General features: G+C 69.0%; 9 protein-coding genes. 5 read left to right on the top strand and 4 right to left on the bottom strand.

The genetic code is table 11. The features are described from left to right. Nucleotides 1-36 precede the first annotated feature (36 nt). The 4 genes from V1227_RS28720 to pdhA all read right to left on the bottom strand — a co-directional run bounded on the left by V1227_RS28720 (nt 37) and on the right by pdhA (nt 4,701). Entirely contained in the window at nt 37-957 is a 921-nt protein-coding gene (locus tag V1227_RS28720; protein ID WP_329788493.1) for a helix-turn-helix domain-containing protein, read from the bottom strand. Between the two features lie 113 nt (nt 958-1,070). Next, entirely contained in the window at nt 1,071-2,465 is a 1,395-nt protein-coding gene (locus V1227_RS28715) for a dihydrolipoamide acetyltransferase family protein (protein ID WP_329788492.1), read from the bottom strand. A 14-nt stretch (nt 2,466-2,479) separates the two neighbouring features. Then, the gene (locus tag V1227_RS28710; RefSeq protein ID WP_236221008.1) at nt 2,480-3,505 is read right to left on the bottom strand and encodes an alpha-ketoacid dehydrogenase subunit beta; all 1,026 of its coding nucleotides are present in this window, start codon (nt 3,503-3,505) and stop codon (nt 2,480-2,482) included. Beyond that, nucleotides 3,505-4,701, bottom strand: a complete 1,197-nt coding sequence (pdhA, locus tag V1227_RS28705; RefSeq protein WP_086661407.1) for a pyruvate dehydrogenase (acetyl-transferring) E1 component subunit alpha — start codon at nt 4,699-4,701, stop codon at nt 3,505-3,507. Before pdhA ends, V1227_RS28710 begins: the two co-directional genes overlap by 1 nt. Nucleotides 4,702-5,056: 355 nt before the next feature. Here pdhA and V1227_RS28700 point away from each other — a divergent pair, with 355 nt between their 5' ends. From V1227_RS28700 to V1227_RS28680, 5 genes are all read left to right on the top strand, one after another. Then, entirely contained in the window at nt 5,057-6,475 is a 1,419-nt protein-coding gene (locus V1227_RS28700) for a M20/M25/M40 family metallo-hydrolase (RefSeq protein WP_329788491.1), read from the top strand. Nucleotides 6,476-6,553: 78 nt separating this feature from the next. Beyond that, nucleotides 6,554-9,208: an MGH1-like glycoside hydrolase domain-containing protein gene (locus V1227_RS28695; protein WP_329788490.1), complete on the top strand. Its 2,655-nt coding sequence runs from the start codon at nt 6,554-6,556 to the stop codon at nt 9,206-9,208. A gap of 241 nt (nt 9,209-9,449) precedes the next feature. Continuing rightward, nucleotides 9,450-10,262, top strand: a complete 813-nt coding sequence (locus tag V1227_RS28690) for a basic amino acid ABC transporter substrate-binding protein (RefSeq protein ID WP_329788489.1) — start codon at nt 9,450-9,452, stop codon at nt 10,260-10,262. A 76-nt stretch (nt 10,263-10,338) separates the two neighbouring features. Next, a complete protein-coding gene (locus V1227_RS28685) occupies nt 10,339-11,142 on the top strand; it encodes an amino acid ABC transporter permease (protein WP_329788488.1) in 804 nt (267 codons plus the stop codon). After that, nucleotides 11,139-11,906, top strand: coding sequence for an amino acid ABC transporter ATP-binding protein (locus V1227_RS28680; protein ID WP_329788487.1), 768 nt, complete (start codon nt 11,139-11,141; stop codon nt 11,904-11,906). Before V1227_RS28685 ends, V1227_RS28680 begins: the two co-directional genes overlap by 4 nt. The last annotated feature ends 7 nt before the right edge of the window (nt 11,907-11,913 follow it).

The raw sequence follows: 11,913 nt of genomic DNA, 5'->3' as shown, positions 1-11,913 counted from the left end.
CTGGGCGCCCAGCTGGTTCCCGTTGCTCGGGAAGGCTTATCCGAACGGCTGCCCGGCCTCGCGCAGCCAGGCCCGCTCCCGCGAGTGGTCCGGCACGGCCGGCCAGCCGTTGACCTTCGCGATCAGCACCCAGTAGCGCTCGGCCCGCGGGTCCGCGAAGTCGGCGAACTCGCGCAGCTTCGTCACGAGGTGCTCGTCGTTCGGCAGGCCCAGGGCCTGCGCCCAGTTCGCGTTCACCCGGTCCACGACCTCGCGCGCCTGCTCGGAGTCCGGCGCGATGCCCGCGTCGAGTGCCTCGCGGGCCTGGGCGATCGCGAAGGTGAACGCCGCCATCTGGTTCTCCGACCGGGGACCCATGTCCTCGCCGTTGCGGCGGTACTCCTCGTGCTGCTGCGACATCCGCTTCACCGAGGCGCGGAAGTCCGGGTCCTGCACGAGCTTCGCGAGCTCGACCCACGCCTCCAGCTGCTCGGTCGACGGGTCGTCCGGCAGCTCGATCCGCACGGACCGCATGTGCTGCTCGAACCGCGGGTCCAGCTCGTAGGGCCCGAACACCTCCTCGAAGAAGTCGTCGAGGATCCGCTGGCGCTCCTCGTCCGACATGCGTGCCAACTCGTTCATCAGTTCCATCTCCCCTCCTTTGGCGACGGCGCGCAGAACGGCGCGGCGCAGCCGCAACGTCTTCATCTGCGCGTCGATCGCATCCGCGTGCGCCCGCGCCACGTCGGTCACCGACACCTCGCGCGCCAGGACGCGGCCGGCGGTCGGCAGGTCCACGCCCAGGTCCCTGAGCGTGCGGACCAGCTTCAGCCTCGCCACGGCGTCGGCGTCGTAGGTGCGGTAGCCGCCGGTGGTCCTGTCCACGGGCGGGATGAGGCCCGAGTCGGAGTAGAACCTGATGGTGCGGACGGTGAGTCCGGTCATCCTGGCGAGCTCGCCGATCTGGTAGCGCGTCACGGGGACACTGTGCAGTCTCCAGCGACTGGAGGGTCAACCCGAATAGCCGAATGAGCGGCTGAACAGCGAAAAGGCCCCCGCACCGGAGTGCGGGGGCCTCGTCACGGGCTACCTCAGTAGGTCATCGCGATGCCCGGCTCGGCCAGCAGCGCGCCGACGTCGGCCAGGAACTGCGAGCCCTGCTGCCCGTCGACCACGCGGTGGTCGAACGACAGCGCGAGCTGGCAGATCTTGCGGACCTTGATCTCGCCGTCGACCACCCACGGCATGTCGCGGATCGCGCCCAGGGCGAGGATCGCGGACTCGCCAGGGTTGAGGATCGGCGTGCCGGTGTCGACGCCGAAGACGCCGACGTTGGTGATCGTGATGGTGCCGTTCATCATGTCGGCCGGGGACGTCTTGCCCTCGCGGGCGACGGTGGCGAGCTCGTCGAGCGCGATCGCCAGTTCCTTCAACGACATCCGGTCGGCGTCGCGGACCTTCGGGACCACCAGGCCGCGCGGCGTGGCGGCCGCGATGCCCAGGTGGACGTAGTCCTTGTAGACGATCTCGTTCGCCGCCGCGTCCCAGGTGGCGTTGACGTCCGGCGTGCGGCGGGCCGCGAGGACGACCGCCTTGGCGCAGAACGCCAGCGGGGTCAGCTTCACGCCGCGGAACTCCGGCGCGTTCTTGAGGCGCGCGCGCAGTTCCATCATCGGGGTCACGTCGACCGTCAGGAACTCGGTGACGTGCGGTGCGGTGAACGCGCTGTCCACCATCGCCTGCGCGGTCGCCTTGCGGACGCCCTTGATGGGCACCCGGCGTTCGCGCGTGCCGTTGTCCACGTGGGACGCGGCGGCAGCCGGAGCGGCGGCGGGGGCGGAGACGGCGGTTTCGACGTCCTCGCGCGTGATGACGCCGCCGGGGCCGGAGCCCGTCAGGGCGTGCAGGTCGACGCCGAGGTCCTTGGCCAGCTTGCGGACCGGCGGCTTGGCCAGCGGCACGTAGCCACCCGGCGCCTGCGCCGGAGCGGCGACCACCACGGGAGCAGGCGCGGGAGCGGGAGCAGGCACGGGTGCGGGCGCCGGCGGAGCCACCACGGCGGCGGCCGGAGCGGCACCGGTGTCCTTGCGGGCACGGCGCTTCGCGGCACCGGACTTCGGGCCGTAGCCGACGAGCGTCGCGATGCGCCCGCCCGGCATCTCCTCGCCGATCTTGCCGGACGAGGCGCCGTTGGCCTCGGCGGCAGCCGGAGCCGGGGCGGCGGGTGCCGCGGCGCCACCGGGGTCGGTGTCGATCGTGATGATCGGGACGCCGACCTCGACGCTCTGGCCCGGCTCGGCCAGCAGCTCCGTCACGACGCCCGCCCACGGGCAGGGCAGCTCGACGGCGGCCTTGGCCGTCTCGATCTCGACGATGATCTGGTTGACCGTGACGGTGTCACCGGGCTTCACGTGCCAGGTGAGGATCTCGGCCTCGGTCAGCCCCTCCGCCGTGTCGGGCAGGGGGAATTGCTTGTACTGCGGCATTTCCGGTTGTCCCCTTACCAGGCGAGAGAGCGGTCGACGGCGTGCAGCACCCGGTCGAGGTCGGGGAGGAACTCCTCCTCGAGCTTCGACGGCGGGTACGGGGTGTCGAAACCGGTCACCCGCAGCACCGGTGCCTGCAGGGAGTAGAAGCACTCCTGCTGGACCTTGGCTGCAATCTCGCTGGCGATCGAGGACTCGGACGGCGCCTCGGACACGACGACCAGGCGGCCGGTGCGGCGCACCGACTCGAACACGGGCGCCAGGTCGAGCGGCGACAGCGTGCGCAGGTCGATGACCTCCAGCGACGTGCCGTCCTCGGAGGCCGCGTTGGCGGCGTCGAGAGCAGTGCGGACCATCGGGCCGTATGCGACCAGCGTCGCGTCCGTGCCCTGACGCAGCACGCGCGACTCGAACAGCTTGCCGGGCGCGGCCGTCGTGTCGACCTCGCCCTTCTCGTAGTAGCGGCGCTTGGGCTCGAAGAACAGCACCGGGTCGTCGCAGTCGATCGCCTGCTGGATCATCCAGTACGCGTCGGACGGGTTCGAGCACGAGACGACCTTGAGGCCGGCGGTGTGCGCGAAGTACGACTCGGGCGACTCCGAGTGGTGCTCGACGGCACCGATGCCGCCACCGAACGGCACGCGGATCACGATGGGCATCTTGATCTTGCCCTGCGTGCGGTAGTGCAGCTTCGCGACCTGCGACACGATCTGGTCGAAGCCCGGGAAGATGAAGCCGTCGAACTGGATCTCGCACACCGGGCGGTAGCCGCGGATCGCGAGGCCGACGGCGGTGCCGATGATGCCGGACTCCGCGAGCGGCGTGTCGAGCACGCGCTGCTCACCGAAGTCCTTCTGCAGGCCGTCGGTGATGCGGAAGACGCCACCGAGCTTGCCGATGTCCTCGCCCATCATGATGACCTTGGGGTTGGCCTCCATGGCCGCCCGCAGACCCATGTTGAGCGCCTTGGAGATCGTGAGCGTCTGCACCGGGGTCGCCGGGGCGGCGGCGGTCGAACGATCCATCGTCGGAGCAGCCATCAGTGCTCACCTCCAGCAAAACCCGAGACGTAGTCGAGGAATTCGTCGCGCTGCGCTTCGAGGTTGGGGTTGCCCTCGGCGTAGACGTTGCTGAAGATCCGCTCAGCGGGCGGGTCGGGCATGTTCGTGCAGAACTCCCGCAGCTCCTCGCCCAACTTGTCGGCGTCGGCCTCGACGCTCTCGAAGAACTCGCTGTCGGCCCACTGCTGGCGCACGAGGTAGACCTTCACGCGCTCGATCGGGTCCTTGAGCTTCCACATCTCCAGCTCGTCCGACAGCCGGTAGCGGGTCGGGTCGTCGGAGGTGGTGTGCGCGTCCATCCGGTAGGTGAACGCCTCGATCAGGATCGGGCCGTTGCCGTGGCGGCACTCGTCGAGCGCCCACTTCGTCACGGCGAGCGTCGCGAGGACGTCGTTGCCGTCGACGCGGATGCCGGGGAAGCCGTAGCCGCGGGCGCGCTGGTACAGCGGCAGGCGCGACTGGCGCTCGGTGGGCTCGGAGATGGCCCACTGGTTGTTCTGGCAGAAGAAGACGAGCGGCGCGTCGTAGACCGCGGCCCACACGAAGCCCTCGTGCACGTCACCCTGGCTGGTAGCGCCGTCGCCGAAGAAGCACATGGTGGCTTCTCCCTCGTCGTCGCCGACCTTGCCGTCGAACTTCTGGCCCATCGCGTACCCGGCCGCGTTGAGGACCTGGTTGCCGATGACGATCGTGTACGGGTGGAAGCGCTTCTCGACCGGGTCCCACGTGCCCTGGTCGGTGCCGCGGAAGATGCCGAGGAGCTCGGTCGGGTTGATCCCGCGCGTCCACGCGATGCCGTGCTCGCGGTAGCTCGGGAAGGCCATGTCGGTCTCGCGCATCGCGCGGCCGGCGCCTATCTGCGCGGCCTCCTGACCGAGCAGCGGCACCCAGATGCCGAGCTGGCCCTTGCGCTGCAGGGCGTTGGCCTCGCGGTCGACCCGGCGGATCAGGACCATGTCGCGGTACAGACCGCGCAGCTCCTCCGGCGTGATGTCGATGTCGAAGTCGGGGTGCGTGACGCGCTCACCCTCGGGGGTGAGGAGCTGCACCAGGTCGGCGCCGCCCTCGTCTGTCGCTCGCAAGCCTGCGATCACCTGTTCCGCTGTCGGTTTTGCGGCAGTGGCGGCCGGCGCTGCGTCCGGCTCAGGGTGCGTCCATTGCTCAGGGGACGACATGCGCCTTCTCCTCTGTCTTCTCCGACCGCCCGATCGCTCGTGACGACCTCGTGCGGCGACGCCGGCGGTCGCCGCCAACCCTGTGGGGCCGGAGGCAGCCGTCGACGGTGACGGTGGCTTACGACCACATCCTGACACGGCCTCACCCGAGTTGGTGAGACCCGTCCCACTTCGTAACACACGAGTCAACGTTCTGATCAGCGACAACTGTCGGAGGTTCGACCTTTTGCCCTCCGACGGTCCTCGTCCGATCACCGGACACCACTGTCCCGGTTACCGATCGTTAACTCATCGGGAGGTCCCGCACAAGAGGCTACGGACGCGAGCGGAGGCGGAGTCGTGACAGGATCGAGAGGTGGACCGCTCAGTTGTGACCAGCACCGTCAGGACGCTTTGGGACGACGACATCGTCCCGAGCCTGTCTCAGCTCGTCGCCGTACCGGCGATCTCCCCCGCGTTCGACCCCGCCTGGGAGGAACACGGGGAGTTGGCGGCGGCGATCGACCACGTGAAGGCCTGGATCGCCTCGCGCTCGCTGCCCGGCGTGACGCTCGAGGTCGTCCAACTGGCGGGACGCACGCCGCTGCTCGTCGTCGACGTCCCGGCGTCCGGCAACTCGGGCGACGACACCGTGTTGCTCTACGGACACCTCGACAAGCAGCCGCCGGTGGGCGGCTGGGGCGAGGGACTGGGCCCGTGGACGCCGGTGCTGCGTGACGGACGTCTCTACGGCCGCGGCGCCGCGGATGACGGTTACTCCGGATATGCCGCAATTGCCGCTATCGAGGCCGTGCGCGCGGCGGGTGGTTCGCACGCCCGGTGCGTCGTGCTGCTGGAGACCGGCGAGGAGTCCGGGTCGCCCGACCTGCCCGCGTACCTGGAGCACCTGTCGGACCGCCTCGGCCGGGTGTCGCTGGTCGTCTGCCTCGACTCGGGCGGCTCCGACTACGACCGCATGTGGCTGACGACGTCGCTGCGCGGCCTCGTGCAGGTCACGGCCACCGTGCGGGTCCTGGACGGCGGCCTGCACTCCGGCATGGCGTCGGGCATCGTGCCGTCGTCGTTCCGGATCGCCCGGGTCCTGCTCGACCGGATCGAGGACTCGGAGACCGGCGAGATCCTGGTCCCGGAGATGCACGTCGAGATCCCGGCCCACCGCCTGGCCGAGGTCCGCGAGGCCGTCGAGGCCGCGCCGGGCGCGCTGTGGGACCCGGTCCCGCGCGTCGGCGACCTGCAGCCGGTGTCGTCCGACGAGGTCGAGCTCGCGCTGAACTCCGGCTGGCGGCCGACCCTCTCGGTCACCGGCGCCGAGGGCCTGCCGCTGCCGGACGACGCGGGCAACGTCCTGCGCCCGTACACGACCCTCGTGCTGTCGTTCCGCCTGCCGCCGACGGCGTCGTCCTCGGCCGCCCTGGAGGCGGTGCGCGAGAAGCTGACCACCGACGTGCCCTACAACGCGACGGTCGAGCTCTCCCGGGTCGAGGCGGCCGACGGCTGGAACGCGCCCGAGCTGGCACCCTGGCTGTCGGCCGTGCTGGACGAGGCGGGCAAGGAGATCTTCGGCGCGCCGTGGCGCACCGTGTCGCTGGGCGGCTCGATCCCGTTCATGGGCCTGCTGCACGAGGCCTACCCGGACGCCCAGTTCGTGGTGACCGGCGTGATCGGGCCGGACTCGAACTGCCACGTCCCGGACGAGTGGCTGCACCTGGCGCACGCGGCGAGGGTCACCGAGGCGATCGCCCTGGTCCTCGACTCGCACGCGAAGCAGGGCTGACCCGCTTTCGAGTGAGGTAGGACTCAGCCGAGACGCAGCCCCGACCACCTGTTTGTACCCGTGTCGCACACTGGGGTGATGGGTGAGCATGCGGAACGGGCGCGTCTCGCGGAGTCGGACACACCGACTTCGCCGTGGCGGCTGTGGGGGCCGTACCTGTCGGGTCGCCAGTGGGGCACGGTCCGCGAGGACTACTCGCCCGAGGGTGACGCGTGGGCCTCGTTCCCGTTCGACCACGCCCGATCGCGCGCCTACCGGTGGGGCGAGGACGGCATCGCCGGCCTCTGCGACGTGCACGGGTTCCTGAACTTCGCCGTCGCCCTGTGGAACGGCAGGGACCCGTTCCTCAAGGAGCGGTACTTCGGCCTCGCCAACGAAGAGGGCAACCACGGCGAGGACGTCAAGGAGCACTGGTGGGTGACCGACGGGACGCCCACCCACTCCTGGATGCAGGTGGTCTACCGCTACCCGCAGCGCGAGTTCCCGTACGCGCGGTTGCGGGAGATGGCGCGCAACGCCGGGCGGGAGAACCGCGAGCCCGAGCTGAGCGACACCGGGGTGCTCGACGAGAACCGGTTCTTCGACGTCCAGGTCACCTACGCCAAGGCCGACACGGACGACATCTGCGTCGAGATCAGCGCGACCAACCACGGGCCCGAGGACGCGCCGCTGCACCTGCTGCCCCAGCTGTGGTTCCGCAACACGTGGGCCTGGGGGCGCGACCAGCGGCCGTGCCAGCTCGTCGCGAGCACCACGACCGGGCGGAAGGTCACGGCCGACCACGGCAACCTCGGCCGGTACACGCTGCACCTCGACGACTCGCCGTCGATGCTCATGACGGACAACGAGAGCAACGAGGTCGCCCTGTTCGGGGCCGAGCGCAACCCCTCGCCGTGGACCAAGGACGGCATCTGCGACTACGTGGTGCGCGGCAGCACCTCGTCGTGCCAGGTCGCCGGGCCGGACGACACCGGGGTGGCGGGCACGAAGTTCGCCGCCTGGTACTCGTTCGACCCGGTGGAGCCGGGCGAGACCGTCACGATCCGCCTGCGGCTGACCGGCGGCGACGGGCACCTCGACCCGTTCGGGCCGAGCTTCGGGGACACGATGAGCGCGCGGAAGCTCGAGGCCGACGAGTTCCACGACGCCATCGCGCCGCAGACCAGCACCGACGAGAAGCACGTGCTGCGGCGCGCGCTCGCGGGCCTCATGTGGACCAAGCAGCACTACCGCTTCCGCACACGTGACTGGCTCGACGGCGACCCGACCAAGCCCGAGGCGCCGTCCAGCAGGAGGACGCACGAGGCGCGCAACGTGCACTGGCGGCACCTCGACGTCGCCGACGTCATCTCGATGCCGGACGAGTGGGAGTACCCCTGGTTCGCGGCGTGGGACCTGGCGTTCCACACGATTCCGTTCACGCTGGTCGACCCGGCGTTCGCGAAGGAGCAGCTGCTGCTGTTCTGCCGCGAGTGGATGATGCACCCCAACGGCCAGATCCCGGCCTACGAGTGGGAGTTCGGCGACGTCAACCCGCCGGTGCACGCGTGGGCGGCGTTGCAGGTCTACCGCGCGGACGGCGGCAGGGACCGGCGGTTCCTCGCCAAGATCTTCCACAAGCTGCTGCTCAACTTCTCGTGGTGGGTCAACCGCAAGGACGCCGACGGCAGCTACCTGTTCGAGGGCGGGTTCCTCGGCATGGACAACATCGGGCCGGTCAACCGGTCGGAGCCGATGCTGGGCGAGTGGCGGCTGGAGCAGTCCGACGCCACGTCGTGGATGGCCGCGTACAGCCTGCACCTGATGCAGATCGCGCTGGAGCTGGCGCGCGACGACGAGTCCTACGAGGACGTCGCCACGAAGTTCGTGGAGCACTTCCTGTCGATCGCGGAGGCCTTCACGCACTTCGGCTCGTCGGGCAGCGGCATCTGGCACGACGAGGACGGCTTCTGCTACGACCGGGTCTCGCGGCGCCGGCCCGACGGCAGCGTCGAGTCCGAGCCGGTGCGCGTGCGGTCGATGGTCGGGCTGATCCCGCTGCTGGCCTCGGCCGTCCTGCAGCCGTGGGTGCTCGAGGAGCTGCACGGGTTCACCAGCCGGCTGGACCACCTGCTCAAGCGCCGGCCCGAGCTGCGGCAGTTCATCACGTTCCACTACGAGCGCGGCGCCTTCGTGTCGTTGCTCGACGAGAGCAAGCTCAAGCGCGTGCTGCACCGCATGCTGGACGAGCAGGAGTTCCTCTCGCCGCACGGCATCCGCAGCCTCAGCGCGGCCCACCGCGAGGGCCTCGAGGTCAAGGTCGCGGGTCAGGACCACCGCATGGGCTACGAGCCCGGCGAGTCGCACACGCCGATGTTCGGCGGCAACTCGAACTGGCGCGGCCCGGTCTGGCTGCCCACGAACGCGCTGCTCGTCGAGGCGCTGCGCACGGTCTGCGCGTTCCACGACGGCACGTTCCAGGTCGAGATGCCGACGCACTCCGGCCGCTGGGTCACCGCGGGCCAGGTGGCGGACGAGCTGAGCGACCGGCTCGTCGCGCTCTTCCTGCCCGACCACGACGGGCGCAGGCCGTCCGACGGCAAGCGCGTCGAGGCCTCCGAGTCACCTCTTTGGCGCAAGCACGTCACGTTCAGCGAGTACTTCGACGGGGACACCGGGGAAGGGCTCGGTGCGACGCACCAGACCGGCTGGACGGCTCTCGTGGCCGGTCTGCTGACCGAACGCACGCGCTGAGCAGCACTGCCGTGATCAAATCCTGATCAAGGACACGCTCACGGATGGTTATCATTCGTGTGCAATACGTGCAAAGGTTGTGTGACTTAGACCAAATCGCACAATATTTTGCGCCTCGTTGGGTGATTTGACGCAAAATCATTGCAAGGCAGTGGCCTGTAACACGCACGTGCTGTCCACCACGTCACCCGAGTGGCAGGATCCCGTTCACTCGTCCGCGACAGTTACGAGGAGTGACGCAGTGGCTAGTCGTACCAGGCAGTTGATGGCCATGATCCCGGCCTTGGGACTGGCCGTGATGGCAGCTTCGGGCTGCGCGACTCCCGTGAACCAGCCCGCGGGCAACTCGGGTGTCACGCTGGTGCAGAGCGGCAAGCTCGTCACCTGCACCCACCTCTCCTACAAGCCCTTCCAGTACAGCGAGGGCGACAAGACGGTCGGGTTCGACGTCGACCTGGTCGACCTCGTCGCGAAGGACCTCGGGGTCACGCAGCAGATCTTCGACACCCCGTTCGAGACGATCACCTCGGGCACGTCGTTCAGCGCGAACCAGTGCGACCTGGCCGCCGCCGGCATGACGATCACCGACGAGCGCAAGCAGGCGATCGACTTCTCCGACCCGTACTTCGACGCCTCGCAGGCGCTGCTGGTCAAGAAGGGGTCGAACATCAAGTCGCTGGCCGACCTCAAGGGCAAGAAGCTCGGCGTCCAGCAGGACACCACCGGTGAGAAGTACGGCAACGACAACGCGGCCGCCAACGGCTACACCGTCGTGCAGTTCGAGGACCTGCCGCTGTCCGAGACGGCCGTCCGCACCGGCGCCGTCGACGCGGTGATCAACGACAACGGCGTTCTCTACGACTACGCCAAGGCGTTCCCGGACACCGAGGTCACCACCGAGTTCGAGACCGGCGAGAAGTACGGCATCGGCCTCAAGAAGGGCAACACCGCCCTGCAGGCCAAGGTGAACGAGGTCCTGAAGAAGGCCAAGGAGAACGGCGAGTACGACAAGATCTACGAGAAGTGGTTCGGCAAGAAGCCGACGTCGAAGTAGTCGCTTCTCCGGGGCCGGTGCAAGCACGTCGCGCCGGCCCCGCCGCTTGTCCGAACCCTTTTCGCTAGGAGCCGCAATGGCCATGTCCAAGCGCAAGCGCGCGGAATACATCCGCTACGCGCAATACGGACTGCTGGTCGTCATCGCCCTGCTGGTCGCCTTCCTGGCGAACTGGGGGCAGATCAAGGGCGCGTTCTTCAACACGGAGATCGCCGCCTCGATGTTCCCCAGCGTCATCACCGTGGCGCTGAAGAACACCATCATCTACACCGCGCTCGGCTTCGCCTTCGGTCTCGCGCTGGGCCTCGTGCTCGCGCTGATGAAGCTGTCGTCGGTCGCGCCGTACCGCTGGATCGCGACGGTCTACATCGAGTTCTTCCGCGGTGTGCCGGCACTTCTGGTGTTCATCGGCATCTACTACGGCGTGCCGATCGCGTTCCAGATGCAGTTCCCGCCGCTGACCACGGTCATGCTGGCGCTCGGTGGCGTCGGCGCCGCCTACATGGCCGAGACGATCCGCGCCGGCATCCAGGCCGTGCCGAAGGGGCAGGTCGAGGCGGCCCGTTCGCTCGGCATGTCGAGCGGCCGCGCGATGATCACCATCGTGATCCCGCAGGCGTTCCGGATCATCCTGCCCCCGCTGACGAACGAGCTGATCCTGCTGACCAAGGACTCCTCGCTCATCTACATCCTCGGCCTGTTCCGCGAGCAGTACGAGCTCACCAAGTTCGGCCGGGAGACGCTGAGCCGCAGCCCGTCCCTCACGCCGATCCTCATCGCGGGTCTGTGCTACCTGATCATCACGCTGCCGCTCGGCTACCTGTCGCGGTACCTGGAGCGCCGTGGCACCACCGGCGGCAGGAAGAAGGTGTCGGCATGAGCGACGTCGCCGTCGAGATCACCGGGCTGAAGAAGTCGTTCGGCTCGCTGGAAGTCCTCAAGAACATCGACCTGAAGGTCAACCGCGGCGACGTGGTCTGCATCATCGGCCCGTCCGGTTCCGGCAAGTCGACGTTGCTGCGCTGCGTGAACGTCCTGGAGGAGCCGAACGGCGGCAAGATCGTCGTCAACGGCACCGAGCTGACCGACCCGGACGTCGACATCGACTCCGCCCGGACCAAGATCGGCATGGTCTTCCAGGGCTTCAACCTGTTCTCGCACCTCAACGTGCTGGCGAACCTCACGGTGGCGCAGCGCAAGGTCCTCAAGCGCTCGGAGGAGGAGTCGCGCAAGATCGCGCTGCACAACCTCGAGCGCGTCGGGCTGAGCGAGAAGGCGCACTCGATGCCCGCGCAGCTCTCCGGCGGCCAGCAGCAGCGCGTGGCGATCGCCCGCGCGCTGTCGATGGACCCCGAGGTGATGCTGTTCGACGAGCCGACCTCGGCGCTCGACCCCGAGCTCGTCGGCGACGTGCTCGGCGTGATGCGCCAGCTCGCCGACGAGGGCATGACGATGCTGGTCGTGACGCACGAGATGCAGTTCGCCCGCGAGGTCGCCGACAAGGTGATCTTCATGGACGGCGGCTACATCGTCGAGGAGGGTCCGGCGGCCGACGTGATCGGCAACCCGCAGGAACCGCGCACCCAGGAGTTCCTGGCCCGCGTGCTCGACCCGACGCACCACGGCCCGAGCGACCCGGTCTAGGTCGCGC

The organism is Lentzea sp. DG1S-22, assembly GCF_036321065.1.
GTDB classification, from domain to species: domain Bacteria; phylum Actinomycetota; class Actinomycetes; order Mycobacteriales; family Pseudonocardiaceae; genus Lentzea; species Lentzea jiangxiensis.
This window is presented reverse-complemented; position numbering and strand designations above follow the sequence as displayed.